This window comes from Natroniella acetigena, from assembly GCF_023227745.1.
GTDB classification, from domain to species: Bacteria; Bacillota; Halanaerobiia; order Halobacteroidales; family Halobacteroidaceae; genus Natroniella; species Natroniella acetigena.
Window position 1 is genome coordinate 24,919 of sequence record NZ_JALKBX010000006.1, and the last position, 25,783, is coordinate 50,701.

Sequence of the window (25,783 nt, forward strand, 5' to 3'; positions counted from 1 at the left end):
TTAAAAGATTAAGAGAAAAACTCAGGTACTAAACATTTCACCTGAGTTAAGCAATAAACTTATCTAATCATTATATCTTATTTGCTTCTGTTTGTCAATTATTCAGGTTTCTTCTCAATTATAGTTATATTCCCTAAGCTGATTCCTGTACTATTAGAAACTATATCTCCAATCTTAGCTACGTCTTGTTTCTGTAAGCCTTTAGTAGCTATAATTAATTCTATTGAATTATCATGTAAAAATGCTAATCCATCATCATATCCCCTTGCTCTAATCATGCTCTCAATTTCCATTTCTTTCTCTATATTATTGGTTATTTGCAATAAACGTTCTTGGGCTTGAACCTTTAATTTATCATCAGAATTAGGATTATTTATCATTTCCCGTAATAGGTTAATCTGTTCACTACGAGCTTGATCACGCTCCATCCTATACTCTACAAAAAAGTTTGTATCGTGACTATCATCCTGTGCAACACTAATAGCCAGTTCTTCTTCTAACTTCTCAACTTCCTTTAGTTGTTCACTACCCATTTCTTCATAATCTGTTGTCTCAAATTCAACTTCTTGATCAGAAGAAACTTCGGCTAACTGCTCTCCTTCAGGAAGTTGATGAACTACAACAGCAGTTACCATCCCTACCCAAACCATTAATACTAAAAACCAGCCCAATTTCTTTTTCAACTCCGACTTACCTATGATCATTATTATTCCCTACCTTTCCTTTGGTAATACAATAATCTTATGGCTAGGTACCCCTACTCCTCTTCTGATTGCTTGCATTAAATCAGCCTTAACATAAGAATTTTCTGCTCCTTCAGCAACAACTAATACCCCTCTAATTTTAGGTTTAATCTCTTTTTTCACCAATGCTTCCTCTCCACTACCTTTATTTAAGATAACTATCTCTTCAGTATCATCAGATTCAACCGTATTTCTAATTCCGCCAGCATCATCCTCTTCTCTAACTTCTTGACTTGATTGTTGATGATCCCTAACGTAAACATATTCTGAGCTGGTATCTAAGGTAACGTCAACAGCTACTCTCCCTACCCCTTGTACTTGAGACAAAATAGATGCCAGCTTTTTTTCTAACTCTTCTTCTAAAGCTAAGACACCTCCAGCACTAGATTGCTGTTGGTTATAATCTTGCTTCGAAACTTCAGATTGAGAAAGATTACTGCCAAAATCCCCAAGTAACATCAAAAAAACTCCAACTAAAATAAATAAAACTAAGTAACGAATAAATTTAAGTTGTGACTTACTTAAATTACTATTTAAAACTTCTTTTAAAAATGAATCCTCAGCTCCCATTCTTCTCCTCCTTTATGAGCTAACTCAAAAATTAACTTATCATTTATTGCAACCACCTAACTTTAACTAGATACTTCTCTAATCAAACTCAACTTCAACTTGCTCTAAATCAAGAGCATAAAAATTAGCAATTAATTCCTTTAGTTTCTTCTCTTTTGAAATAGGTTTAGGCTCTTTATCTTCCTGAGACAGATCAACATTTACTGGAGTAATCCTATCTTCTTGAACCCTAATTTCTATTTTTTCTAATTCATTTTCTTGATCTAAAGCTAATTCCACTGTGGATTCTATTTGAAAATTAAATTCTATAAACGATTCAATCTGTTTGCCCAGCCTCTGCTTATAGTCACCCCTTATTTCATTATTCTGCTCTCTTTTTAAACTTTTGCCATCTTCTACAACTTCGTCAAAGGAAGGTCTTTGAATGCTGAATAAATCTAAATTAAATATCTGTTGAGGGTAACGGACCAAGCTTAAAATCGGATTCAATACCACTAAAATAATGAAAAAACCAATGATTACCTTAACAAAGCTCTTCATTTGACCACTAGGAACTAACATCTGAATAAAATTAGCAAATAAAATGACTAAGACTATATTTCTAACCCACTCTCGTAATTGCTCCAATTTTTTATCACCTCATCATTACACTAAAATTAGCTACTCCTACCAAGATTATAATCACTACAAAGAACATTAAACCGACTGCCGCTACTGAAGCAAAGATCAATAAGAGACTATTTGCTAGCTTGTCAAGGCAATTGACTATTTTTTGATCACTGACCGGCTGGATAATCGCACTTGCCAACCTATAAATAAATGCCATAGCAATAATTTTAACTACTGATAGAGAACAAAAGATCAAGACAATAATTACACTAAAAACTCCCAAAGCATTCTTAATTAACAATGAACCACCAATAATCATATCCAAAGCACTTGCTAAATAACCACCTACAATTGGAACAAAAGTTCCTGTTAAATACTTAGCAGTTCTAATCGTAACTCCATCACTAACCGTCCCAATTGTACCTTGAGTTACTATTGCTGCCATAAAAATAGTCATAATTACCCCCAGAACTCCCATGCTTAATTGTTTAAATAATCCAGCTAAGCCCGTCACTTCAAATTCATCAGAAATATTATTGACTATATCCAAAATAGTGGCTAAAAATATTAAAGGAAAGACAATATTCCTAACCAAAGTACTTAAAACACTAACAATTAAAAAACTAATTGGGTGAAATAAAGCAGCAGAAGTGACATTACCCATACTGACTAATAGTGATAACAGCAATGGTAAGATTGCTTGCATAATATCAACCATATTTGTAATTGCTTCTGTTCCAGTAGCTACTGCAACCTTAAAAGAGTTTAAAGCGACAATTACTAAGACAAGATAGACAATTCCATTAGCCAATTTGCTGACTTCTTGTCCAGCAAAATTCCCTTGAAAACTCTTTAAAATTGCTACAATCATTGCCAAAATAATCAACTGCCCAAGTAGAGTACTATTAGCTACTATCTCATCAAATAAATAATGTACTAAGCCCCTCATAATCTCTGCAGGCATACCAGAAATCCCTTCTTGTCGAAATAGATCAATTATATTTCTAACCTCTAGTTCAGGTAAATAATGTCCAGCATCCCGATTTAAATCATTGACTACTTCTTCTAATTCACCTAAATTCAAATTTTGTAATTGATCCTCTATGATACTATCAGGCTCAATAACCTCATTAGCTGCTACTGAAGTACAAATTAAAAATAAAAAGATTAAGCTAAGCAACATAATAACTTTTTTCTTCATCTTCTCACGCCCTTATGGCAAAAGTTGAAGTATTGATTCTAAAATTGAGATCATAATCGGAACTCCTAATACCATAATCATTATTTTTCCAGCAAATTCTATCTTTGAAGCTATAATATTCTCCCCTGCATCACGACAGATTTGAGCTCCAAATTCGGCAATATACGCAATCCCAATTACTTTCAAAATCGTATTTACATAAACCAAATCTATATTTGCTTCATCTGCTAACCTACGCATTACGTCAACTATCACAGCAATTCGATCAACCATCAAGATAAAGATAATCAAACTAACGACTAAACTTAATTGTAAAGCTAATTCTGGTCTATACTGCTTAACTACTATAGTAAATATAGTTCCAATTAAACCTAAACCGACAACCTGAACAATCTCCATCTTCCCCCCCCTCAAAAACCAAAAATGCTCCTTACACTGGTAAATAATTCATCAATTAATTGAATTATGACCATTAAAACAATAATTACCCCTACTAATGTCAGCATTTGAGCCTGTTCTTCTTTATTAGCCTGTTTTAAGACCATATTAAATACAGAAATTAAAATTCCTAGACCAGCAATTTTAAAGACTAAATCTATATCCATCACTTAACCCCTTCCCAAAATCAAGATTTAAAAGATTAAAATTACCACAAATAAGCCGAGTAAAACCCCTAAATATCTCCACAGTTTAACTTTTTGTTCTTTTTCCTCCACAGCTTGCTGATACAAGTTGGTTAATTTATGCTGGGCCAAACTTAAATACTTCTGCTGATCTTGGCTTGCTGATTGGCCCAAATTATATCCTACACTGACCAAAACATCTTTATCACTTTCAATTAAAGCTGTTTCAGCAAATGATTCATCAATTGCTTTCTGCCAAGCTTGTTGAGCAGTAGAGCCTGATTCTAACTCCTCTTGAGCAACTAAAAACAACTCAGCAACTGAAGTGGATAAACTGGTAGTAATTTTGGCAAAAGCTTGCGGTAATGGAGTTAGACCATAACTTATTTCAGTTTCTAACATCTGTAAAGCAGTCTGTAACTCTTGTAATTCCTTCACTCGCAAAATAAACTGTTTAGCCACTACAAACCCAATTGCACCGCTACCCATTATAATTAAGCTTGCTCCTATCAGTTTCATCATCAGCCCCCTCTCTTATCTTCTAATAATCTTTTCTATCGTTCCTGGCCCTGATCGCCCACTTAAGATAATAATTCGTCTAAAGACATCTTCCCGCAGCAATTCTTTTAATTTCAGACGAGATCTAACCTCTGCTAAATCATTACCATGAATAGTTGTAATTACTCTAACTCCTGCATTGAGAGCCTCCCATATTGCTTTAACATCCTCTTTAGAACCAATCTCATCTGTTACGATTAGATCAGGTGACATCGATCTGATCAATAACATCATCCCTTCAGCTTTAGGAGCTCGATCCAATAAATCTGTTCTTCTTCCTAATCTATTCTGAGCTACTCCCTGATATGCACCACCAATCTCGGAACGCTCATCTACAACCCCTACCTTCAACCCCTTAAAGTTTAATTCAGAAATCCCATTGCTAAGCTGTCTAGTTAAATCCCTGAGCAAAGTTGTTTTACCACACCGTGGTGGTGAAATAATCAAGGTATTGTAAATATCATCGTTACCAGTAATAATCTGTCTGACCACTTCATCAGCTGCCCCTATAATCTCTTGGCATAAACGGATATTTAATCCAGAAATATATTTAATTCGTTTGATCTGATTATGTTCCCTGATCACTTGACCGACTAATCCCACTCGATGTCCTCCTGGTAACGTTAGATAACCTGCTTTTAATTCTTCTTCAATTGTATATAACGAACTGGCTGTCATTAAATTTAACGTATCTATAATCTCAGATTGACTTACTTGATAAGCCTGTCTCATATCCTTTCTGATTAAACCATCTTGATCTATGAATAGTTCATCCTCTGTTAATTCTAAAATCAATGGTTTATTGACCCTTAATCGAATTTCTACTAAATTAACTAATTTAGAGTCTGCTAATTTACTGATAATCCTTCTTAACTGAGGAGCTAAAGCTGGTAAAATATCTTGCTTTAAAATTTTAGTAGCTTTATTTTTCATAAACACCACCCTTACTATCTAATTCTATTATTTGTATGGCAAATTTATGCAAATAAAAAAAGAAAGTTGCCTAAAGGCAACTGAGTTTAATTGATATATAGCGTCACCTTTTAAAGTTAAGACCTTAAACCAATAAACTTCAAAATCAGTTTCGAGCGGGCTAAAAATCAGCCCTTCCTCGACTAAATTTTTTTACTGCAAAAAAATTTAGGAAAAAAAGCTAAAAAACCAGAGGAAAATTTAAACTCGCTATTCAAAGCTAAATCTCTGCTTAAAATTAATTTTACTACTTAATATTTAAATATTAAGCCCTTTTCCGAATCTTAAACGCAGAAACTATGCTTAGCTCAAACATAAATTTTCTTAAAACCTAATTAAAACCTTAAAGGTCAAAACCAAGCTAACCTGTAAATATATAGGCTTTTTAGGAGTCTTAGATTTTCAAGGTTTTGACCTTTAATTATAAATTGTACATTCCGTCAATTGTCAATTGTGAAGCTATATTGTAATAATATTTCACTTTATATGAAATAAAAAAACCAAGCTAGGTTCAAGCCCAGCTTGGCTGCTATTAATTAACTCGCTCTATATATTCACCTGTTCTAGTATCTACTTTCAAGATATCTCCTTCTTCAATAAATAACGGCGCTGAAACCTCAGTCCCCGTCTCTAAAGTAACCGTTTTAGAAGCTCCAGAAACAGTATTCCCCGCTACTGCTGGAGGAGCATCTATTACTGCTAACTCAACAAAGACAGGTACATCTACTCCAATCGGATTTCCTTGATATAATTGGATCTCAATATCGGAATTTTCCTTAATAAACTTGGCCGCTTCTCCAATCTCTTCTTGATCCAAAGTAATCTGCTCATAAGTCTCTTTATCCATAAAAGTATAATCCTGACCACCCTGGTATAAAAACTGATAAGTCCTACTTTCAATATGAGCCTTATTTACTTTCTCTCCAGCTCTAAATCGTTTATTAATTGTCTGTCCAGTCTCAATATTCTTCAACTTTGTCTGTAAAAATGCTCCACCTTTCCCTGGCTTAACATGATCGTAGTTGACTATTTTGTACAATTCTCCATCCAATTCAATCGTCAAACCGGTTCGAAATTCATTGGTCGAAATCACTACTTCATCCTCCTTCTAAACAATAATAATAATCTCCTTAATCATTATTCAAGATCTTGTTTAAAAAACCTGCAATAATTGACTAAACTACTATTAATTCCTTACTAAATTTATTCAACACCTGACAACCATCTTCAGTAACGACCACTATATCTTCAATTCTAACCCCGCCCCAATCAGGTAGATAAATACCAGGCTCTACTGTCAGTACCATCCCTGGTTCTAAAACTGTATCATCCTTAAGAGATAACCTTGGCTCTTCATGGATCTCCAACCCAACTGAATGTCCCAATCCATGACCAAAATAATCTCCATATCCTGCTTCGGTAATGATATCACGAGCAATCTGATCAACATCGGCTGCTTTGACTCCCGCTTGAATTCCTTTCAGAGCCTCTTGTTGTGCTTCCAACACTGTGTAATAGACCTCTTTTTGTTTCTCCGTTGGCCCATCAGTAACGACCACCGTCCTTGTCATATCAGAACAGTACCCTTGATAAAGACATCCAAAATCGATCGTTACTAAATCACCAGCTTCAATCTCTTTCTCACCTGCTACTCCATGTGGCAAAGCAGAGCGTTTACCAGAAGCAACAATAAAGTCGAACGATTTTCCTCTTGCCCCTTTTTTACGGAGTAAGAATTCTAGCTCAGCAGCAATTTCTCGTTCAATTACTCCTGGTTGTAAGCTTTGTTGAATTTCAGAGAAAGCTTCCTCCGTAATTTGAACTGCTTCTTTTATTTTAGTTACCTCAGTTTGCTCTTTAATCTTTCGTAATTCTTTGACCAATCCTTTCGTTGCTCTTAATTCTAGCTCAAACTTGTCTTGATACTTTAAATACTGAGCATAAGTTTCATACTCAGCTTCAAAACCTAATACTTCAATTTGCTGCTCAATAATTAACTGATTCAACATCTCTAGATTAGTATCCTTAAATTCAATAATTTCATAATCTACTGCTTCTACTTTGGCCTGTTCAGTATAACGAAAATCAGTCACCAATATTGCCTCTTGTTGAGTAATCAATAAACTACCAGCCGTTCCAGTAAACCCACTTAAATATCTCCTGTTAGCTGGATTATTGACTAGTAAGGCATCCATTTCTTCCTTTACTAACTTTTTCCTTAACATTTTAAGTCTAGTTTGCATTTAATTAACCACTCCCCACCACAATTCAGTTTACAGTGTACAGTTGACAGTTGACAGTTGAAATCAAGATCATGAAAAATAATAATTCAAACCAAAATCTTAAAAAAATTAATCAATTAACCTTAATACTTGTTGTAAAGCTAAAATATAACTAGCCACCCCAAAGCCTGCAATTTGTCCGGTCACAACAGGTGAAATAACAGATTTATGCCTAAACTCTTCCCGTTGATAAATATTACTCAAATGCACCTCAATAATTGGTACCTCAACTGCTGCTAAAGCATCACGAATTGCAATACTATAATGAGTATAGGCAGCAGGATTGATAATAATTGCCTCTACTTCCTCTGCAATCGATTGCTGAATTCGATCTACTAATTCACCTTCACTATTAGACTGAAAAGTTTCTAATCCAATATCATTCTCACTAGCAATTCTTTGTAATTCTTCATTAATATCTGCTAAAGTCTGCAAGCCATAAACATCCGGCTCCCGAGTCCCCAATAGATTCAAGTTTGGCCCATGAAGTACTAGAATCATTTTTCATCACCCACCTTTAATTCTTGCGTAACCTCTTTGATTAAATTCTCTTCTAAATCAGCAATAATCTCAACCTCTCCAATCTCTTTAGCCAAGATAAATCTGATCACTCCATCCTCAACCTTCTTATCCTTAGTTAAAGCCTGACAGATTTCATCTACCGACCATTGACTGAAAGAAGTAGGTAAACCAAAGTTTTCGATCAACCTCTGCTGTCTGATTACATCTGCTTTATCTAACCAGCCAATCTGATGGGCCAACTTAGCTGCTCCAAGCATACCAATCGCTACTCCTTCACCATGCCGATAATACTGATAATCAGTAACTGCTTCTAAAGCATGCCCTAGTGTATGACCATAATTTAAAATTGCTCGCAAGCCTCGTTCTGTCTCATCTTGAGCAACTACTGCTGCTTTAATCTGACAAGATACTTTAATTAAATGCTGTACTTGTTGAGGCTCTAAAGTTAAAATTTCTTTATAGTTATCCTCTAAAAATGTAAAAAATTCTTCATCCCAGATGACACCATACTTAATAACCTCAGCTAAGCCTGCTTTTAATTCTTTTTCTTCTAAGGTTGATAATACATTAATATCTGCTACTACCAACTGAGGCTGATAAAAATCACCAATTAAATTTTTGCCTGCCGCATGATTGACTGCTACCTTACCACCAACACTACTATCGACCTGGGCCAACAATGTAGTAGGCACCTGAATAAAGTTAACCCCTCTCATATAAGTAGCAGCAATAAAGCCAGCAATATCACCGACTACTCCACCACCTAAAGCCAAAATAGAAGAGCTACGATCCAATCCAGCTACTACTGCTTGATCATATAACTGTTGAGCAGTCTCTAAAGATTTGTACTTTTCTCCATCACCAATCTTAGCCACTTCAACTGTAAAGCCCACTTCTTTTAAAGAATCTTTCACCTCTTGACCATATAAACTATCAACTAAATCATTAGTTATGATCAATACTTTTGATCCTATTTCTAATTCAGTTAAGTAAGTACCGATATCCTTTAATAAATCTTCTCCAACCTTGATTTGATAACTTCTTACTCCTAGATCAACCTTTACTTCTTCCATAATCTCCCCCCCTTAAAATCAGTTTACAGTTTACGGTTTACAGTTGACAGTTAAAGATCAAGCCCTTAAAACCAAAATTACTGGTAACTTTTCATCTTAGTAATAGAGGCAGGTTTTAACCACCCCAAGAGTACTTCTTCGGTCGGTAAAACCACCTCCCTCAGGGCGCTGTGGCTCTTACCTTTAATAGACCTTGATTTAACAACGAGCACCATACATTAAAACATATGCTAATAATTTGTTAGTCCTTTATTTAATAGGCAGGCATAAGGCTTTTTAAGGTTCTTTTTTTATTTTTTGAATTTCAACTGTAAACTGTACACTGTCAACCGTCAACTATATTGTGGCACCAAAGTGCCACAATATTATAACTCCAATTGCTCAATTATCTCTTCCACAACTTCAATCAATGACAAACCGGTTGTATCAATTTGATAAGGAGTACAGTCATACTTCTCCTTCCGCTCAGTTAATAATTCCTCAATCTTTGCCAATGGACCATCAACTTCTAATAATGGTCGATCACCATCTTGACTAGTACGTCTTAATATCTCTTCAGGGGTAGCAGTCAGTAAGATTAAAGTTCCATTACTTCTTAAAGCCTCTAGATTCTCTTCCTTTAAGACTACTCCTCCACCAGTGGCAATCACCTGCTTATCTTTAGCTGCTACCTTCTTAGTAACTTCAGTCTCCACCTCTCTAAAGTAATCTTCCCCTGCAGTAGCAAAGAGCTGTGGAATCTCCTGACCTTCATGTTTAACAATCTCTTGATCTAAATCAACAAAACTATAACCTAGCTCATCTGCCAACTCCCTACCAACTGAACTCTTCCCTGTCCCCATAAAACCGATCAATGCTATATTCATCTTTACTACCTCTGTTCCAACAGTGCTAAGTAATTATTATAATTCATTTTTGTCTCTTCTAAACTATCTCCACCGAATTTTTCTAATAATGCTTTAGCCAATTCAACCGCTACTACTGCCTCTCCTACTACACTAGCTGCAGGTACAGCCGTTACATCTGAACGTTCAACACTTGCTTTAAACTCCTCTTTTGTCTCTAAATCGACTGAGGATAATGGTTGATATAAAGTAGGAATCGGTTTCATCACTGCTTTTAAGACAACCTCTTCCCCATTACTGATTCCTCCTTCTATCCCCCCAGCATTATTTGAACTACGATAAAATCCATCTTGATAGCCAATTTCATCATGGACATTAGAGCCCTCTCTCTCTCCAGCCTCAAAACCTAAACCAATCTCTACTCCTTTAATCGCCTGAATACTGATCAACGCCTGGGCCAACTTTCCATCTAACTTGCGATCCCAATGGACATGGCTACCCAAACCGACAGGCAAAGAATTGGCCCTGACTTCAAAGATTCCTCCTAAGGAATTCCCTTCTTCTTTACAGATATCAATCTCTTTAATCATCTCCTCAGTTATTTGAGAATCAATACACCTGACTGGAGATTGGTCACTTTTAGCCTTGATTTTAGAAAAGCTAACTTCTTCCTCTTCAAGCTTGGCCCGCCCTATCTGTAACACATGGCTGACTATTTCAATTCCAAATTGCTGTAAAAATTTCTTAGCCACAGCCCCAATTGCTACCCTGACTGCCGTCTCTCTAGCACTGGCCCGTTCTAAAACATTTCTAATATCAGTTTGATTATACTTTAAGCTACCTGCCAAATCAGCATGTCCAGGTCGTGGCTTAGTCACCTTAGGAGCAACCGCTTTGACCTTCTCTTCCTTCTTAATTGTTATCTCCTCTTGGTCATAGCCTGAATTACCAAACGGAGCTAGCACCTGTTGCCAATTCTCCCAATCATCATTCTTAATCTGAAAGGTAATTGGACTACCTAATGTCTTCCCTCCCCTAATTCCAGATAAAATTTCAATCTGATCTGTTTCAATCTTCATTCTTCCGCCACGACCATAACCCCCCTGGCGTCTAGCCAATTCACGATCAATATCCTCTCTTGTAATTTCTAGATTCGCTGGAATACCTTCTAAAATTCCTGTAATTGCTTTCCCATGTGATTCTCCTGCTGTTAAGTAACGAATTTTATACTCCTCCCTTTTACATTCAATAAATTTTTTATTAATTTTATCATTATTTTTCTCAAAAATAAATGATTAATTCTAAAAATCAAAGCTATATCGTTTATTATCCTGTCTAATAATAAGCTTATTATCCATAATAGCTTCAATTTTAAAATCATAAATTTGCTCATTCACTTGGGCCAACTTACTTTCTCCATTTAAATCAAGTAAGATTAAACTTTCTTCTGCTCTACTTACAATCCCTAATATTTCTAATTCTAAATCAATTTTACTTCCATCCTTTAACTTAGTTCCTGAATCTTGCTGAGATTCCTCTTTTATTTCCTCATCACTTTGATAGCTGAATTTAGATTTAGACAATTCTAGTGGCTTCAGAAATGGACTCTCTCGTGCTATCTTCTCTATTCCATATAACTGGTATAAATCTACCTCCTCTTGCTGGCTAAACGCCTCATTATCTGATTGCTCATTTAATTCAATTCTATTTTGCTCTTTATTCTCAGTTTCTACTTCAACTTGCCCTGAAAAAAAGAGTAAGTTAATCCAAAGTGCAATCAATAATAAAAGTAAAGCAATTAAAACTATCAACTTCTTGGGAGAAGTCTCCTTAAACTCCTCAGTTAATCTACTTATTAATTTTTCTAGCATTTTATTCACCACTTTATTGTAGAGCATACATATTTAATAATAAATTCATTCTTAATTTATCTTCCTCTGTACCTTTTAACTTTAATTCTTCGATAGTTACTAGCCTCTCCTGTTGCTCTAAATCCAAAATAAGGTTGATCAAATTCTTATAATCCCCTACAAAAGAAACTTCTAGGGGAAGCTTAATTACCTCTTCTGTTTCGGATTTGCTATCAGATGTAAAGTTGATTAAACTGATTTCATATTTAGCTACCACTTGTTCAAGTTGGGTTATAAATTCACTCAACTTAATTTGAGAGGGTACTACAAAATCATCCTGCTCAATAAGATCACTCTCTTTAAATCTAGCTACTTTTTCTGTTTCTGATCTTAATTGCTGTTGTAGATTAGCAACTTCTCTATAATTAGACCTGACATAAATTGCAGCTCCATAATTAGCTATTAGCAAACCGATTAATAAGATTAAGTGCCCCTTCTTTGTAACTGTTAACAACCTCATTCTTTAACCTCTCCTTCAAGTTCCAATAAGATAGTACCATCTTTTAGCCTTTCAGTAGCTAACAATTCAACCTGAGTAAAGAAAGGATATTTATTCAATCTTGTAATCACTTTAAGTAGCTGTTGATCATCAATTGCTTTAGCAATAATTAGAAGTTTTTCTTCAGCAGTAATCATAAATTCTTCTAGCCAGATCGAAGGAGGTATAACCAAATTAAGATCGGCAATAATCTGCCCATAACTTAACAACTGATTAGCATTTAATTCTGTAATTACTTGCTGTCTCTGCTCTAACATCTCTAACTCAACTAAAGATAAGTCAGCACTTTGCTTCTTAATTTGCTCCACTTCTTTTTGATATTCAGCAACCAAAAAATTACTATATAAACCCCATCCTAATATTATAACTAACAGACAAGATAAAACAATCAAACTAACTTTTTTATACCTGTCATACCTTCTCTCTTTTTTTATCTCAAGCGGTAATAAATCAATCATCTTCTAATCCCCTCAATGCCAAACCTAAACTGACTGCCACAAAAGCAAATTTATCACGCAAATAATGGCTAGTAAACCTTTCAGGATCAAAATCAATCATTGCTAGTTCTTTGCCAACCCCTACTCTTAATTGCAGTTTCTGCTGTAAAAACTCTTTCAGCCCCTTTAATTTAGCTCCTCCACCAGTTAAGATAATTCTCTGTTGAGTATCTTCTTTGAACTTCAATTGATAATAATCAATTGCCCGTTTAACTTCCTTAATCAAAGTTAGTGCAGTATTAGTGATCAATCCTGACTTAAATAAATTCTGATTCTGTTTATATCTTCTTGCTTCTCTTAAATTAATACTCTGCTCACTTTTAACCTTAACTTCCTCTGAAAAATCCCTACCCCCTACAGGTAAAACACGTCTAAATGCAAACTTACCTTGCTTAAAGACTACAAATTCAGTCTCATTTTTTCCTAAATTAAGTAAAATTAGATCATCCTTTACCTGCTCTTGGTTAAGTAGGCTTCTTTGCAAAGCCAACATTTCAATATCAACAGCCTTAACCTGTAAACCAACCCTTTCTATTAAGTTAACATAATCTAATACAATCTCTTTCTTAATACCTACTAAGAACAACTCAATCTCTGTCTTCTTCTGCTCAATTATATGATAATCTAAAACAGCCTCCTCCATAGATAGCGGTAGATGATCTTCAGCTTCCCATCTGATTATTCCTGCTAATTCTTCTAACTCCATTTGTGGTAAGCTTAATCTCTTAACAAATAAGTTACTACCTGCCATAGCTATCACAACCTCTTGTCCTTGCAGATTATATTCAGTTACAAGCAATTCCAAGCTCTCTTGTAAAACTTCTTCCTCCTGAATTACCCCTTCCTCAATAGTACCTTCAGGCAGCTTTTTGATAATACATTCTTGTAATTGAGGGACTTGCGATTCTTTTAATAGCTGGGTCAACTTTACTGAATCAGCTCCAATATCTAGCCCTACTGCTAAGTTATTATTACTCCTTGACCACACTTCAATCAACCTCCTAAATCTAAAACCATCCGTTTATTATATTTTTGATCAGCCTGCTCGATCTCTATATTCACCTGCAACAAAGCTGGTTCAACTGTGATTAGATCCTTTACTTGTTTATATGTACCATCACCAATCCCTGTAACATCTTTTAGTTGCTCTATCTCTGTATATCTACCTTTTTCTTGACGATAAGTAACTATTTCTTTAGCTAAAGTTTCACCAATCTCAGATAAAGTCTGTAAGACAGTCTGACAGGCAGTATTGAGATTAATCTTTCCAGTCGAATCGACTGTGATGTAATCCTTAATATTCTGATAGGTCGTCTGATCAATACCTGCAAGCTTTAAAATTTCTGCCTGATCATCATAATTGCGATTAGTAATTATCCTCTCTGCCAATGTCTCACCAATATTCGGTAGTGATTCTAGCATCTCTTGACTATGTAAGTTTAAATTAACTTGAGTAGCTTGATCTACAATCTCTACTACCCTATAATCAACTTTAATTACTTCATCCTGTAACTCACTATTGATCTCTTCTTCTCCTGTTACAGAAACTTCTGCTAACTCCTCTCTGGTTACTAATTGATCGGTCAACTGCTCTCCTAATTCTACAGTCACCTGATGACCTCCTATTACTTGTAACCCTTCCTGCCAATAATCTTCTTGAACCATCTGGCGATAGTTAGCAGTAATCTGTAACTCATTAGTTACTAATCTGATAAACAAAGGAAGCAAACTTCCAATTACAACTAAGATAACCAGAACAAAGATTGTGACGTATCCTCGTTCTCCTTTAAGCATTATTTTCACCCAATCTATTTATCTATCACTAACCCGGTCTGTAACTCTCTTTCCAGCTCATCTTTCTCTGCTACCAGTTTAATGACTAATAACTCATCAGCCACTAATTCAAATTTCAAATCACTGATTCGATTACTGATCAGATTACGATCATCATTATGGGCCAACCCTACTTCTGGCTGATAATAAATTTCTTGTTCATCAAATTGTTGATCATAAAAAGAGAGCCTCTGCTGCTCAACAGCAATTATCTTATTAGCCGAACGCAAATTACTTACTAGCTGGTTCATGCTAACCCTTAACTCCTGTTGTAATTGCGAATGTAAATTACTCTTCAGCCAAGTTGTGATCAAGACTCTATTAATTCCAATTAAGGAGCCAATCAAAATTCCTAAGATTGAAATTACCACCATCATCTCCACCACAGTATAACCATCTTGTCCACTAAATAAATTCTTCATTCTAATCAACCCTCAACCAATCGAGAACTGAATGTCTCTAATTCTACTTTTAATTCTTCTTGCCAATAGACTCTAACTATTATCTGCTTTAAATCCTCTTTAATCTCCTCAACTTCAACTGAATACTGATAACCACTAGTCTCATCTATTGATTGCCGAGAAGTAGTTGTCAACTCCTCGAATTCTTGACTTCGCTCTTTTTCCAATTTTAGTTGGGCCAAACCAGTAGCCTCAGTAATCAGTGAAGCAGTAGTCAACTTTTCTGTAGTACTAGCTACCGTATTAGCTACTGGCACCAACAAAATTCCAATGACCGCAATTACTATCAACAACTCAATTACAGTAAACCCCTCAGCTTCAGACATCACTGCACCTCTATTCTAAATTAAGTTCACCAGCATTAGAAGAATAGACGATCCTCCTGGTTCCATAATCCTCTAATTCAAGTTTAATTCCTCCATTATGTCCTGCAAGATTCCCTAACTTTTTAAAGAAGACAGCTCGCTCTGAATTAAAATCTTCAGTTTCAAGTTCAGTATATTCAGGTAAAGTGACTTCTTCAATCTTTACTCGCTCCTCAAGCTCAACCCTTCTTACAACCTGAGGCTCTAACCTTCCTTCAACTACTAAATACTTATTTTCTGCAAGATCAAAGACGACTCCCCACTCTTCTTGATTAATAACTGCCTGTTGGCGGACCCATTTTAAATCACTGACCAATTGATTGATGGTAGTTTCTAATTCTAGGTAATCTAAATAATTATTGAACGTAGGACCAACTAAGAGCAACAGACCACTAATAATTGCACAAACCACTAACAATTCAACTAAGGTAAACCCCTGCTGTTGATTAATCTTCATCTTCTTGACCATCCTCAATTAAAACTATAGTTGTTCCCAACTTCCATTACCATCTTCATCAATCTGAAGCCCCTTATCAGTCCGATAACGATAGTCCAAGTCATCAATCTCAAATTCTATTTTAAAACCATCAATATTATCTTCAGTATCTTCAGCATCTTCTAATAAAGAGTAAGTAAACCCTTCAACATTTAGATTATCCAGTGTAGATAAATTGATATAATCCTCAATGTCATTATGTAAATCACCATAATCACCTTCTGAATCTGGATAATCCCCCTCCACCAAATAATGCATCTCTATCGCTTCCGCAATATTGGTGATCTGGCTCAAAGCCACCTGCTTTTCTGCTTGTCCTTTAACTCCAGCAACCCTAGGTAGTGCTAGACTGGTAAAGATCCCAATGATTGCAATAACGATCATCAATTCAATCAATGTAAACCCTTCATCATTAGCAAAAAACTTCATTATCTGTCTCGCTCCTTTAAAGATAGTTAATCAAATTAAAAATAGGTAATAAGATCGATATAATAACCCCAGCAACAATAATTGACAGAATTAAGATCAATACAGGCTCAGCTAACGAAGTGATTAACTCTAGATCAGTTTCTAACTCCTGCTCATAATAATCTGCAACCTTGAGCAGTACCTCTCCTAACTGACCAGTCTCCTCTCCAACGCTGACCATCTGCAATACCATCTCTGGCAGTAAATCAATACTTTCTAGAGCATTACGAAGACTGCCCCCTTCCTTGACTGCCTGCTGAACTCGCTTCAACTTCTGCTCAACCACTTTATTATTCACAATCTTTTCTATACTTACTAATGCTGCTAACAGACCAACTCCATTCAACAATAAAGTCCCTAAGGTTCTTGTAATCCTAGTTATCATAATTTTTAAGATTAAATTATTAATTAAAGGAACTTTTAATAATAATTGATCTAATAAATCTCTTCCCTGCTTACTTTTAAAATAAGTAACCATAGTAATTAACAAAGTAAGCAACCCCAGTAAAATAAATAACCAATATTCAGTCAAAATTTCTGTTATCTGTAATAAACTTCGGGTTATCAATGGTAGATTTAGATTATAAGTAGCAAATACTTCTGTAAATAAGGGTAATACAACATAAAAGATGAATAATAACAAACCACAAGCAACCGCCAAAATAAAGAGTGGATAAGCTAAGATTGCTCGTAATTTCTTCCTCATCTGTAGTTGTTTTTCAAAGTAAGTAGCTAAATCAGTTATTACAGCAGCTAAACAGTCCCCTTCCTCTCCAGCTGCAATCATATTAATTGCTACATCCGGAAAAACAGTAGAATGTTTTGCCACTGCAGTCGATAACATATTACCTTGTTCGACATCCTCTTTGATCTGATTAATTATTGAACGTAAATTAGAATTAATAAACTGCTCCGCTAAAAGCGATAAAGAGCTTGCCAGTGGCAAGCCACTATCTATCATTGTAGCAAATTGACGCATAAAAGCAGCTAAATCTTGATATGTTACCTTACTTAATAACTTAAAAAAACTCCTTTGCTCTCTATTCTGCTCAGCCTCAAGCTCAATAATATAGTATCCTTCTTGCTTCAATCTTTTGGCTGCAATCGTTTCATTTTTAGCTTCTATACTACCCCTCTTTTTAGTTCCAGTTGCTGACATGACCTGATAATTAAAGAACTCCATTTAACTTAGCACCTTGACTTCTGTTTCTACTCGCGAAGTTACCCTCTTTACTTCTGCTAAAGTTGTTATACCCGCTTTAGCTTTCTGAATTCCACTTTCAGATAAGGACTTCATCCCTTGCTGCAGAACAGATCTTTTTAGTTGCGTACTAGAAGCTCCTTCAGTAATCAATTCCCTTAAATTGTGGTCTAAATTTAAGACTTCAGAAATAACTGTCCGCCCTTGATACCCGAGATGATTACACTCTGAACAGCCTACTCCCCGATAAAAAGTCTCACCAACTGCTAGTTGCTCCTTAAAATAAAATTGATCAATTTCAGCTCCCTGCAATTGATACTCTTCTTTACAGTTATCACAAATTTTACGTACCAATCGTTGGGCTATAATCCCTACCACCGAAGAAGCAACTAAGAAATCCTCGACCCCCATCTCAATCAATCTAATCACAGAACTAACAGCATCATTAGTATGGATAGTACTCAAAACTAAATGACCGGTTAATGATGACTGGATCGCTATTTTAGCTGTTTCATAATCTCTGATCTCGCCGACCATAATTATATCAGGATCTTGGCGTAAAATTGCCCGTAATCCGGTCGCAAAACCGAGACTAACTTTAGGGTTGATCTGAACTTGATTGATTCCTAATAACCGATATTCAACTGGATCTTCAATTGTAATAATATTGCTAGCAGTTGAATTTAATTGATTGATAATTGAGTATAAAGTCGTCGTCTTACCACTACCAGTTGGCCCAGAAACTAAGAGCATCCCGTGCGATTGATTAATCATCCTTTTAAGCTCGGGAATCACTTGGCAATCAAAACCCAACTCCTCTAAATCAAATAATAAGTTCTTCTTATCTAAGATCCTAATAACTACCTTTTCTCCAACTACAGTTGGTAAAATAGCAATTCTCAAATCAATCTGTCGTTCTTTATAACTCCACTTTTTTCTCCCATCTTGAGGAACCCTCTTGATAGCAATATCTAAATCAGCCATAATCTTGATCCTTGATACTAAAGCAGGATGAATCCCCTTTGGCAGAGTCAATACCTCCTGTAATAAACCATCAATTCGATATCTAACCCTCAACTTCTCTCCTACCACTTCAAGGTGAATATCACTAACCTTTGCTTCAATTGCTTGATTAATGATTAGATCAACTATTTCTATCATTGATGCTATAGCTAATTCATCTTTGGTGATATTAAAGTACTCTTTTTTTAACTCTAAACTATTCAAGTGTTCAATAATTTCACTTTCAGCTTCGTAATGCTTAATAAGTTCAGATTGCTCCATCATCCTCTCCCACCTAGCTTTCAACTGATTTATTAATATTTTATCTATATTTTGGAAGATTATACATGATAGATTCTTTTTTTACTAGCTCCAAATACTAAACCCTGCATTCAAAATAGAATGCAGGGTTACTGACTTCAAATTATTCTGTTTCATTTTTTATATCAGCTACTTCCTGTTGCAGTTCTTTTACAGTAGTAAGCAATTCTTTGAGCTCCTCTCTTTCTTCCCGCAGTTCATTATAAATCATAGCCATCTCTTGATTTGCTCGCTGACCTGACATATTTTCAACTAAACCAGACATCTTTTCTTTCCCATCATCCATCACCTGCGACGCCATACCTCCAGCTGATAATGCCCCCTGCATCCCTTTAACTGCTACATTTCTAGCATTTCTCTTCAAGGTTGGCCCTAATAAATAAGTTGCGGCAGCTATTCCGATACCTAGTACAAAATTTTGAGTTCCAAATGGCTTTAAAAACTTCATTTTTTTCCTCCCTCTCTTAACTTAGCTGCTCTACTCTAGCTCTTTTCCCTCTAAGATATTTTGATCACTCGCTTCTATTAATTCAGTGCTAAATTCCTCTCCCATGAGTTCCTCTTCCAAATTAAAATCTTCCTCAAAGGTGTTCTGCTTTCGTTTCATATTTTCATACTGAGCTTCAGCTATAATATCCTCAACTTCTTCTTTGAAACTATATGCTGCTTCTTTAGTCACATCTACAGCACTAAATACTTGACTAGTGGTCGATACCGCTGCTTTTCTAATCGGTCTTTTTAGTTTCTTTAACCCACAAAAAGTAGCAACTCCATATACTATCCCTAAAGGAATCATGTAATCCCCTCCAATCTTTTAGCGTCCAAACATGAATACTTTAGTTATAGCTTTGATAATTCCTTTTTCCTTATACTTTTCACTCATTTTACTAGTTTCACTCCATATTTTTTTAACATATCCTTTCCAAATATTGATGATTTCTTCTCGTTCCTGCGGATTCTCTTTGATATATCTAAAGCTATTTAACAAGTTCTCTTTAATCACTCCAATGGTTTGATTCAATTCATTGGTTATCTTTTCTTTCATTATAACCCCCCTCACAACTCTTATATAGTTTATAGTTGATAATTGATAGTGGATAGTTAAAACCATAAAACATAAAAAGCACATTACCCCTTGCTTATAAAGGGTTTGGTTTTGAATTTTAACTATCAATTTTAAACTATCAATTATCAATTGAAGTTACGCTATATTGTAATTTACTTAAACTTATTAATAGTATAAACTAAAAAAAATAAAATATTCAATCCTGACTATCAGGAAAATATTACTTATAATTTTCCTGGTTCTTAACTCTATTTCTGTATATTCAAATATCAATCTAGGTAATACTACTTGATAAGAAAGTAGGGAAAGGAGTGACTATATTATTAATGAAGAAAGTTCAATTGCTTACCAACCAAATATCGCTTCCTATCTGCCAGGTCGAATTCGCTTTAAGATCAAAGAGATCAAACAAAATAATCCTCTAGCCCAAAAAATCAAGCAATTATTGCTCAGATTTAGCGGCATCAATCAAATAACAACTAACATCTATAGTAAATCTATCTTAATCTACTATCAACCTCATCAGATCTCAGCTAAAGCAATTATTAAAAAGGTAAGTTATCTATTGACAAAATATAAAAATTTAAAAGAAAAAAGAGGAATCAATCTTGTCGCTCCTACCTTAGAACAGAATTCAGTTGAGAAACCTAAAATTTCTAAGCAATCATTCCAGCAGAAAGATTGGTATAAGTTACCTCTACAGCAAATCATCAAAACTTTAAATAGTGATTTCGAGCAAGGTTTAAAACAAAAACAGGCTCAGCAATTAATTGCAAAAATAGGGCCAAACCAATTCAAGCAAAAGAAAAGAAAGAGTTTCTGGCGATTATTCTTAAAGCAATTTAAAGATTTTATCATCAAACTATTATTAGGAGCCAGCCTTACATCTTTTTTATTGGGCCAAATTAGTGATGGCTTAGTCATTCTATCTATTACAATCTTAGAAGCACTAGTTGGTTCATGGCAAGAATTTAAGGCAAAAAAATCATTAGCTTCTCTAAAGAAATATTCAAAAACCAAAACTAAAGTAACCAGAAATAATAAAACAACAAGTATCGATTCTAAAAGACTGGTCCCAGGTGATATTATTTCTTTAGAAGCAGGAGATATTGTTCCTGCTGACGCTCGATTGATTGACAGCTCTAAGGTAAAGATAAATGAATCAACCTTGACCGGTGAATCGGAAGCTATCTCTAAAACCCATAAAATTGACTATACATCGACCAGACCATTAGCAGATAGAAAAAATATGATCTTTATGGGAACAAGTATTGTTAAAGGAAGAGCAAAAGCAATTGTAGTAGCTACAGGTAATAATACACAAATAGGCTATATCTCTCAAAAAATTAATACAACTAAGCAACGCTCTACTCCTTTAGAAAGAGATTTGGAACGATTAGCTAAAAATATTACCTGGTCTTGTTTAGCAATTTGTAGTGGGATTATAGTTACCGGTCTCTTAACTGGTCAACCTTTAATGCAGATGATTAAGACAGGATTAGGCTTGGCTATTGGAGCTATCCCAGAGGGATTAGCCACAATCTTGACCATTTCCTTGGCTTTTGGAGTTAAAAAGATAGCAGAAAAAGGGGCTATTGTAAAGCAGTTATCTGCCACTGAAAATCTAAGCTGTACCGACATCATTTGTACAGATAAGACAGGAACTTTAACTACAGGGCAGATGACTGTAACAGAAATTCAAACTATTAATAATAAATATAAAATTTCAGGTAGAGGCTACTCTACTATAGGAGAATTTTACTGTAACCAACAACCTATCAACCCTCAACAACAGCAAGATTTAAAACAATTATTAACAATAGGTTCATTATGTAATAATACATCATATGACAAAAATGATGGTTCTTTAAAGATCATTGGCGATCCTAGTGAAGGTGCTCTACGAGTAGTGGCCCACAAAGCGAATTTAGAACTTGCAGATTTTGATTGTTATACGCGTGAAGAAGAGATCGCTTTTGACTCCGAAACAAAAAAGATGACAGTTATCTGTCAAGACAATTCTAATAACTATTCAGTCAATGTTAAAGGAGCACCAGATGTCATCCTTGCTAAATGTTCTAAAATTCTTGATGGCGATCAGATTAGAAAATTAACCAAAAAAGATATTAAAAAGATAAATAGGCAAATAAAAGAGATGGGAACCAAAGCACTGAGGGTAATGGGCTTTGCTTACAAAAAATTAAATCATAAGCCAACTAACGATCATACAATTGAAGAAGACCTGATTTTTGTAGGATTAACAGGTATGATTGACCCTCCCCGTCCTAAAGTTAAAAGTGCAATTAAGCAGTGCCATCAAGCAGGAATTAAAGTAGTAATGATTACTGGAGACCATAAACGAACCGCAAAAGCTATCGGTAAAAAACTTAATCTATTAAATTCAACAGAAAAACAGCAGCTATTGACTGGTCAACAATTAGATAACCTTTCTAATCAAGAATTAACTAACAAAATTGATAATATTTCAATCTTTGCCCGTACATCACCTCAACAAAAATTACGAATTGTTAAAATTTTGAAGGCTAAAGGACATGTAGTTACTATGACAGGTGATGGGGTAAATGATGCTCCTGCAATTAAAAAAGCAGATATCGGTATTGCTATGGGCCAAACTGGAACTGACATAGCTCAAGAATCATCAGCAATTGTCTTAACTGATGATAATTTTGCTACAATTGTAGATGCCATTAAAGAGGGCAGAAGTATCAGCAGCAATATTAAAAGATTCTTAAAATACGTTTTAGCTGGGAATATTGGTGAAGCAATTGCTATCTTTACTGCTACAATCTTAGGCTTACCACCACCATTAATCGCTAGCCAACTGTTGCTAATTAACTTTATTACAGAAGGCTTCCCTGCTTTATCACTGGGAATTGAACCAGCAGACAAAAACAATATGAAACAACCACCGCGGGATGGACAGCAGAGTATCCTTGATCAGAATCTCCTATCAGAAATATTAATTAAAGGTTCTTTATTGGGAGCTAGTACAGCCGGTTTATATCTCACCAACTACTTTGCTACCGGTAATCTGACCAAAGCTAGTACTCTTGCTTATGCTAATTTAGTAATCAATCAAATGGTTCATGTCTTTCAATGTAGAGATAAGCCTATTAGAGCCAATAAATATATAGTTCCCGCAGTTATAACTTCTTGCTTACTCCTGTTGAGCAGTATTTATTTTTCACCATTAATGCAGCTATTTGGTACTGTACCCTTACAATTGACTGATTGGATTATTATCTTCTTAACCTCTAGTTTAATCAATTTAGTTAACTATACTCCTCAGCAAGAGCTACCTCAACCTGCAACTATTTTCCAAGTAAAACTTAGCTGACTAACTAAAAGTACTCCTGCCTAGGCAGGAGTACTTTTAGTCTAAATTATCTTTATCCTTTAGAAATAAATCTCTTTCCCGAGCAGTCAACTCAATAAAATTGTCTTCGGTAGTTGGATCATTATTCATCATTTCCTTTAATAATGGCCCTAATAAGTATCCTGCTAAACTTAGACCTACTGAAAATAAAATTCCCTTACCTGTTAAGAAGCTGAATATTTTCTTCATCAAGGTCAACTCCTTCAATTTTATCATCTACAATAAGATTGGACTCGAGCTGCAAAATTCTAGCACTATTCAAAATAGCTAAAATTGAATTCAAGGTACTTAAACTCTTAGCTAAAAATGGATTGATAGATCCAAAAAGAGCAATTGAACTCAACAATAAACTAAACCCTTGGCCCACAACTATATTGAGTCTTATCTGTTGATAGCTTTCTTCTGATAAAGCTAATAATCTAGGAAGTAAGTTCAAATCTTTATCTAGTAAAATACAATCTGCTGAAGCTACTACTTCCTTGCATTCAGATTGTTTGAATGTCAGACCCAAATCAGCTGTCTTGATCGCAGCTAAATCATTGATCCCATCCCCCATCATAATAACATTTTCATTCTTGTTAGCAATTTGGTTCATTTTATCTTGATCTGTCAACTCTCCATGGTATTCTTTTATCTCTAACTTTTGGGCAATATGCTCTACATTTGATCTTCTATCCCCACTTAATAGTTCTACTTCTATTCCTCTTCTCTTCAACTTAAAAATAACTTCTTTACTTGCAAAGCATAGCTGCTCTCTTAATTTCACTTTTCCTATCACTTTATCAACAGTACCAATATAAACTGTTAAATACTGCTCCTCAAATTGCAACTCTTTGACTGATAATAATTCAGAATCTTCAACATCTGTTATAGAAGTGATCTGATCTTGTTCGGCTAAATCAAATCTTTGCTGACAGGTCAATTTCAAATCTTTATAACAGTAAGTATTATCAGTTAATTCCATCTCTACTACTTCTAGTTTTCCTGAAGTTAATATCCCTGTTTTATCGAATAGAACCTGATCAACTTCTATAATCTTTTCAATCTTATTAACATCTTTTAATAAAATCTTATTTCTTAATAATAACTTGGCATACTTAGCTAGTCCAGCATTTAATGCAATCTCAGTTGCACTAGGAGACATTACCAAAAATATACTTAACGGGCCAACCAAAGTTCCTGTAGTCAAATAGCTACAGATTGCTAAACTGGAAGCAGTATAAAGGGAATGCTGTTGATAATTATCAACCTCTTCTCGCAACTTCATTTTTACTTCTTCCAACTCAGTTTTTTGCTTGATTGAAACTTGAGCAACTTTGACTTTTATTTTTCCAGCCAAAAGAAGCATCCCAGGGACAACTTTGACCCCTTCCGTTAACTGTTTTACTTCTGGTTGCCCAGAGCGATAACTAAGACTTACAATAGCAGTTCCTTCCTTGATCGTACCTGCAACTAAGATCATCTCTTCTTCATAAAATGAAATAAGATCCCCTCGTTCTACTTCTTTTAGTGGTAATAAGTATTCTTGCTGATTATGGTTATACCAGACTAATTCCAACCGATTTCGATCATTTGCTAATAAGACCTGTTGCAACTGTAAATTAGAATGCTCTCCAATCAGATCAGTAATCGATTTTAAGAATAAGAAAATCAGCCCTGTACTCTCCCTTAGTAATGTCAATAAAATTCCTGACCAAATAAGTAAATCATCTGCTAATTCTGTAATTGACTGATTCATTCTTTGATAAATATTATTTAATGTTGGATAACTACTAACTAAACTAACAATTGTAGCAACTATTAAAAAGGTTAAATCCTTATTTAAAATAGACTTTCCCCACAACAAACCTTTTATTTTGTAGAGCAAAAAAATACCAGCAAATAAAAGAGTCTTATCTCGAGCAGCAACAAAGTCCCTCTTTGCCTGATAATAGTCTGTATAATACTCATACAGATAACTCAAATAATCATCAGGCTCAAAATCATTAATCGCTCTTACTACCTCTTCTGTAGTTAACTTTTCTTGCTCATACTCAACCACTAAGGTACCAATTACGGGATTGGCCCTTACCTTTTTTGTTCCAGTCAGCCCTTTTAGATATATTTCCATAATCTCTGCTGACTGAACATCCTTATACAATTCAGCTATTCTTAATCTAATCCGACCAGGTATCAAGCTTAAAATTTTCATTTTTTAAACACCTAGTGCTAGTTTAGACAAACTAATTTAATTATATTCTGATTAATTTCTTCAATATTTTGCACCAAA

General features: G+C 34.9%; 31 protein-coding genes. 1 reads left to right on the forward strand and 30 read right to left on the reverse strand.

Features of this window, described 5'->3' with window-relative positions:
• Window positions 1–98: 98 nt before the first annotated feature.
• The 28 genes from MWH25_RS02565 to MWH25_RS02705 all read right to left on the reverse strand — a co-directional run bounded on the left by MWH25_RS02565 (window position 99) and on the right by MWH25_RS02705 (window position 20,096).
• Complete coding sequence (locus MWH25_RS02565; protein ID WP_248625481.1) at window positions 99–704, reverse strand: SpoIIIAH-like family protein; 606 nt, start codon at window positions 702–704, stop codon at window positions 99–101.
• A gap of 9 nt (window positions 705–713) precedes the next feature.
• Window positions 714–1,313, reverse strand: a complete 600-nt coding sequence (locus MWH25_RS02570; RefSeq protein ID WP_248625482.1) for a hypothetical protein — start codon at window positions 1,311–1,313, stop codon at window positions 714–716.
• Between the two features lie 78 nt (window positions 1,314–1,391).
• Complete coding sequence (gene spoIIIAF / locus MWH25_RS02575; protein WP_248625483.1) at window positions 1,392–1,940, reverse strand: stage III sporulation protein AF; 549 nt, start codon at window positions 1,938–1,940, stop codon at window positions 1,392–1,394.
• Between the two features lie 7 nt (window positions 1,941–1,947).
• Complete coding sequence (spoIIIAE, locus tag MWH25_RS02580; RefSeq protein WP_248625484.1) at window positions 1,948–3,123, reverse strand: stage III sporulation protein AE; 1,176 nt, start codon at window positions 3,121–3,123, stop codon at window positions 1,948–1,950.
• A gap of 12 nt (window positions 3,124–3,135) precedes the next feature.
• Window positions 3,136–3,522, reverse strand: a complete 387-nt coding sequence (spoIIIAD, locus tag MWH25_RS02585; protein ID WP_282706860.1) for a stage III sporulation protein AD — start codon at window positions 3,520–3,522, stop codon at window positions 3,136–3,138.
• An 11-nt stretch (window positions 3,523–3,533) separates the two neighbouring features.
• Window positions 3,534–3,728, reverse strand: a complete 195-nt coding sequence (spoIIIAC, locus tag MWH25_RS02595; RefSeq protein WP_248619034.1) for a stage III sporulation protein AC — start codon at window positions 3,726–3,728, stop codon at window positions 3,534–3,536.
• 27 nt (window positions 3,729–3,755) lie between these two features.
• Window positions 3,756–4,265, reverse strand: a complete 510-nt coding sequence (gene spoIIIAB / locus MWH25_RS02600) for a stage III sporulation protein SpoIIIAB (protein ID WP_248625485.1) — start codon at window positions 4,263–4,265, stop codon at window positions 3,756–3,758.
• Between the two features lie 15 nt (window positions 4,266–4,280).
• Complete coding sequence (gene spoIIIAA, locus MWH25_RS02605) at window positions 4,281–5,237, reverse strand: stage III sporulation protein AA (RefSeq protein WP_248625486.1); 957 nt, start codon at window positions 5,235–5,237, stop codon at window positions 4,281–4,283.
• Between the two features lie 571 nt (window positions 5,238–5,808).
• Entirely contained in the window at window positions 5,809–6,369 is a 561-nt protein-coding gene (gene efp, locus MWH25_RS02610) for an elongation factor P (RefSeq protein WP_248625487.1), read from the reverse strand.
• A gap of 82 nt (window positions 6,370–6,451) precedes the next feature.
• Window positions 6,452–7,519 (reverse strand): M24 family metallopeptidase, encoded by a 1,068-nt coding sequence (locus tag MWH25_RS02615; protein WP_345947216.1) that lies wholly within the window; start codon window positions 7,517–7,519, stop codon window positions 6,452–6,454.
• Window positions 7,520–7,627: 108 nt separating this feature from the next.
• Window positions 7,628–8,059, reverse strand: a complete 432-nt coding sequence (aroQ, locus tag MWH25_RS02620; protein WP_248625491.1) for a type II 3-dehydroquinate dehydratase — start codon at window positions 8,057–8,059, stop codon at window positions 7,628–7,630.
• Complete coding sequence (aroB, locus tag MWH25_RS02625; protein ID WP_248625493.1) at window positions 8,056–9,153, reverse strand: 3-dehydroquinate synthase; 1,098 nt, start codon at window positions 9,151–9,153, stop codon at window positions 8,056–8,058. The genes aroQ and aroB overlap by 4 nt, the downstream gene beginning before the upstream one ends.
• 365 nt (window positions 9,154–9,518) lie before the next feature.
• Complete coding sequence (locus tag MWH25_RS02630; protein WP_248625495.1) at window positions 9,519–10,019, reverse strand: shikimate kinase; 501 nt, start codon at window positions 10,017–10,019, stop codon at window positions 9,519–9,521.
• Window positions 10,020–10,024: 5 nt separating this feature from the next.
• Window positions 10,025–11,221: a chorismate synthase gene (gene aroC, locus MWH25_RS02635; RefSeq protein ID WP_248625580.1), complete on the reverse strand. Its 1,197-nt coding sequence runs from the start codon at window positions 11,219–11,221 to the stop codon at window positions 10,025–10,027.
• A 78-nt stretch (window positions 11,222–11,299) separates the two neighbouring features.
• Entirely contained in the window at window positions 11,300–11,869 is a 570-nt protein-coding gene (locus tag MWH25_RS02640) for a hypothetical protein (protein WP_248625497.1), read from the reverse strand.
• Window positions 11,870–11,882: 13 nt separating this feature from the next.
• Window positions 11,883–12,368: a type 4a pilus biogenesis protein PilO gene (gene pilO, locus MWH25_RS02645; RefSeq protein ID WP_248625499.1), complete on the reverse strand. Its 486-nt coding sequence runs from the start codon at window positions 12,366–12,368 to the stop codon at window positions 11,883–11,885.
• Window positions 12,365–12,865, reverse strand: coding sequence for a PilN domain-containing protein (locus MWH25_RS02650; protein WP_248625501.1), 501 nt, complete (start codon window positions 12,863–12,865; stop codon window positions 12,365–12,367). Before MWH25_RS02650 ends, pilO begins: the two co-directional genes overlap by 4 nt.
• The gene (gene pilM / locus MWH25_RS02655; RefSeq protein ID WP_248625503.1) at window positions 12,858–13,892 is read right to left on the reverse strand and encodes a type IV pilus assembly protein PilM; all 1,035 of its coding nucleotides are present in this window, start codon (window positions 13,890–13,892) and stop codon (window positions 12,858–12,860) included. The genes MWH25_RS02650 and pilM overlap by 8 nt, the downstream gene beginning before the upstream one ends.
• Window positions 13,893–13,897: 5 nt before the next feature.
• Window positions 13,898–14,698, reverse strand: a complete 801-nt coding sequence (locus tag MWH25_RS02660; RefSeq protein ID WP_248625505.1) for a helix-hairpin-helix domain-containing protein — start codon at window positions 14,696–14,698, stop codon at window positions 13,898–13,900.
• 14 nt (window positions 14,699–14,712) lie between these two features.
• A complete protein-coding gene (locus tag MWH25_RS02665) occupies window positions 14,713–15,159 on the reverse strand; it encodes a PulJ/GspJ family protein (RefSeq protein WP_248625507.1) in 447 nt (148 codons plus the stop codon).
• Window positions 15,160–15,164: 5 nt separating this feature from the next.
• Window positions 15,165–15,524 carry a type II secretion system protein gene (locus MWH25_RS02670; protein WP_248625509.1) on the reverse strand — a complete coding sequence of 120 codons (360 nt, stop codon included), beginning with the start codon at window positions 15,522–15,524 and terminating at the stop codon, window positions 15,165–15,167.
• A 10-nt stretch (window positions 15,525–15,534) separates the two neighbouring features.
• A complete protein-coding gene (locus MWH25_RS02675) occupies window positions 15,535–16,020 on the reverse strand; it encodes a pilus assembly FimT family protein (protein ID WP_248625511.1) in 486 nt (161 codons plus the stop codon).
• Between the two features lie 24 nt (window positions 16,021–16,044).
• Window positions 16,045–16,488 (reverse strand): type II secretion system protein, encoded by a 444-nt coding sequence (locus MWH25_RS02680; protein WP_248625513.1) that lies wholly within the window; start codon window positions 16,486–16,488, stop codon window positions 16,045–16,047.
• A gap of 16 nt (window positions 16,489–16,504) precedes the next feature.
• Window positions 16,505–17,710, reverse strand: a complete 1,206-nt coding sequence (locus MWH25_RS02685) for a type II secretion system F family protein (protein WP_248625515.1) — start codon at window positions 17,708–17,710, stop codon at window positions 16,505–16,507.
• Entirely contained in the window at window positions 17,711–19,015 is a 1,305-nt protein-coding gene (locus MWH25_RS02690) for a GspE/PulE family protein (RefSeq protein ID WP_248625517.1), read from the reverse strand.
• Between the two features lie 139 nt (window positions 19,016–19,154).
• Window positions 19,155–19,499 (reverse strand): hypothetical protein, encoded by a 345-nt coding sequence (locus MWH25_RS02695; RefSeq protein WP_248625519.1) that lies wholly within the window; start codon window positions 19,497–19,499, stop codon window positions 19,155–19,157.
• A 30-nt stretch (window positions 19,500–19,529) separates the two neighbouring features.
• Window positions 19,530–19,847: a DUF1490 family protein gene (locus tag MWH25_RS02700; RefSeq protein WP_248625521.1), complete on the reverse strand. Its 318-nt coding sequence runs from the start codon at window positions 19,845–19,847 to the stop codon at window positions 19,530–19,532.
• An 18-nt stretch (window positions 19,848–19,865) separates the two neighbouring features.
• The gene (locus MWH25_RS02705; RefSeq protein ID WP_248625523.1) at window positions 19,866–20,096 is read right to left on the reverse strand and encodes a hypothetical protein; all 231 of its coding nucleotides are present in this window, start codon (window positions 20,094–20,096) and stop codon (window positions 19,866–19,868) included.
• A gap of 391 nt (window positions 20,097–20,487) precedes the next feature.
• On the opposite strand from MWH25_RS02705, the gene MWH25_RS02710 reads away from it, so the two are divergent.
• A complete protein-coding gene (locus MWH25_RS02710; protein WP_345947219.1) occupies window positions 20,488–23,475 on the forward strand; it encodes a cation-translocating P-type ATPase in 2,988 nt (995 codons plus the stop codon).
• Between the two features lie 36 nt (window positions 23,476–23,511).
• On the opposite strand, the gene MWH25_RS02715 is transcribed toward MWH25_RS02710, so the two are convergent.
• Both MWH25_RS02715 and MWH25_RS02720 read right to left on the reverse strand, forming a co-directional pair.
• On the reverse strand, window positions 23,512–23,703 hold the full coding sequence (locus tag MWH25_RS02715) for a hypothetical protein (RefSeq protein WP_248625527.1): 192 nt from the start codon (window positions 23,701–23,703) through the stop codon (window positions 23,512–23,514).
• Window positions 23,672–25,705, reverse strand: a complete 2,034-nt coding sequence (locus tag MWH25_RS02720) for an HAD-IC family P-type ATPase (RefSeq protein WP_248625529.1) — start codon at window positions 25,703–25,705, stop codon at window positions 23,672–23,674. Before MWH25_RS02720 ends, MWH25_RS02715 begins: the two co-directional genes overlap by 32 nt.
• Between the last annotated feature and the right edge of the window lie 78 nt (window positions 25,706–25,783).

Bases quoted from the DNA above. Each gene is read 5' to 3' on its own strand.
- MWH25_RS02565 (WP_248625481.1), bottom strand. From the start codon at position 704: ATGATCATAGGTAAGTCGGAGTTGAAAAAGAAATTGGGCTGGTTTTTA.
- MWH25_RS02570 (WP_248625482.1), bottom strand. From the start codon at position 1,313: ATGGGAGCTGAGGATTCATTTTTAAAAGAAGTTTTAAATAGTAATTTA.
- spoIIIAE (WP_248625484.1), bottom strand. From the start codon at position 3,123: ATGAAGAAAAAAGTTATTATGTTGCTTAGCTTAATCTTTTTATTTTTA.
- spoIIIAD (WP_282706860.1), bottom strand. From the start codon at position 3,522: ATGGAGATTGTTCAGGTTGTCGGTTTAGGTTTAATTGGAACTATATTT.
- spoIIIAC (WP_248619034.1), bottom strand. From the start codon at position 3,728: ATGGATATAGATTTAGTCTTTAAAATTGCTGGTCTAGGAATTTTAATT.
- spoIIIAB (WP_248625485.1), bottom strand. From the start codon at position 4,265: ATGAAACTGATAGGAGCAAGCTTAATTATAATGGGTAGCGGTGCAATT.
- spoIIIAA (WP_248625486.1), bottom strand. From the start codon at position 5,237: ATGAAAAATAAAGCTACTAAAATTTTAAAGCAAGATATTTTACCAGCT.
- MWH25_RS02615 (WP_345947216.1), bottom strand. From the start codon at position 7,519: ATGCAAACTAGACTTAAAATGTTAAGGAAAAAGTTAGTAAAGGAAGAA.
- aroQ (WP_248625491.1), bottom strand. From the start codon at position 8,059: ATGATTCTAGTACTTCATGGGCCAAACTTGAATCTATTGGGGACTCGG.
- aroB (WP_248625493.1), bottom strand. From the start codon at position 9,153: ATGGAAGAAGTAAAGGTTGATCTAGGAGTAAGAAGTTATCAAATCAAG.
- MWH25_RS02630 (WP_248625495.1), bottom strand. From the start codon at position 10,019: ATGAATATAGCATTGATCGGTTTTATGGGGACAGGGAAGAGTTCAGTT.
- MWH25_RS02640 (WP_248625497.1), bottom strand. From the start codon at position 11,869: ATGCTAGAAAAATTAATAAGTAGATTAACTGAGGAGTTTAAGGAGACT.
- pilO (WP_248625499.1), bottom strand. From the start codon at position 12,368: ATGAGGTTGTTAACAGTTACAAAGAAGGGGCACTTAATCTTATTAATC.
- MWH25_RS02650 (WP_248625501.1), bottom strand. From the start codon at position 12,865: ATGATTGATTTATTACCGCTTGAGATAAAAAAAGAGAGAAGGTATGAC.
- MWH25_RS02660 (WP_248625505.1), bottom strand. From the start codon at position 14,698: ATGCTTAAAGGAGAACGAGGATACGTCACAATCTTTGTTCTGGTTATC.
- MWH25_RS02665 (WP_248625507.1), bottom strand. From the start codon at position 15,159: ATGAAGAATTTATTTAGTGGACAAGATGGTTATACTGTGGTGGAGATG.
- MWH25_RS02670 (WP_248625509.1), bottom strand. From the start codon at position 15,524: ATGTCTGAAGCTGAGGGGTTTACTGTAATTGAGTTGTTGATAGTAATT.
- MWH25_RS02675 (WP_248625511.1), bottom strand. From the start codon at position 16,020: ATGAAGATTAATCAACAGCAGGGGTTTACCTTAGTTGAATTGTTAGTG.
- MWH25_RS02680 (WP_248625513.1), bottom strand. From the start codon at position 16,488: ATGAAGTTTTTTGCTAATGATGAAGGGTTTACATTGATTGAATTGATG.
- MWH25_RS02685 (WP_248625515.1), bottom strand. From the start codon at position 17,710: ATGGAGTTCTTTAATTATCAGGTCATGTCAGCAACTGGAACTAAAAAG.
- MWH25_RS02690 (WP_248625517.1), bottom strand. From the start codon at position 19,015: ATGATGGAGCAATCTGAACTTATTAAGCATTACGAAGCTGAAAGTGAA.
- MWH25_RS02695 (WP_248625519.1), bottom strand. From the start codon at position 19,499: ATGAAGTTTTTAAAGCCATTTGGAACTCAAAATTTTGTACTAGGTATC.
- MWH25_RS02700 (WP_248625521.1), bottom strand. From the start codon at position 19,847: ATGATTCCTTTAGGGATAGTATATGGAGTTGCTACTTTTTGTGGGTTA.
- MWH25_RS02705 (WP_248625523.1), bottom strand. From the start codon at position 20,096: ATGAAAGAAAAGATAACCAATGAATTGAATCAAACCATTGGAGTGATT.
- MWH25_RS02715 (WP_248625527.1), bottom strand. From the start codon at position 23,703: ATGAAGAAAATATTCAGCTTCTTAACAGGTAAGGGAATTTTATTTTCA.
- MWH25_RS02720 (WP_248625529.1), bottom strand. From the start codon at position 25,705: ATGAAAATTTTAAGCTTGATACCTGGTCGGATTAGATTAAGAATAGCT.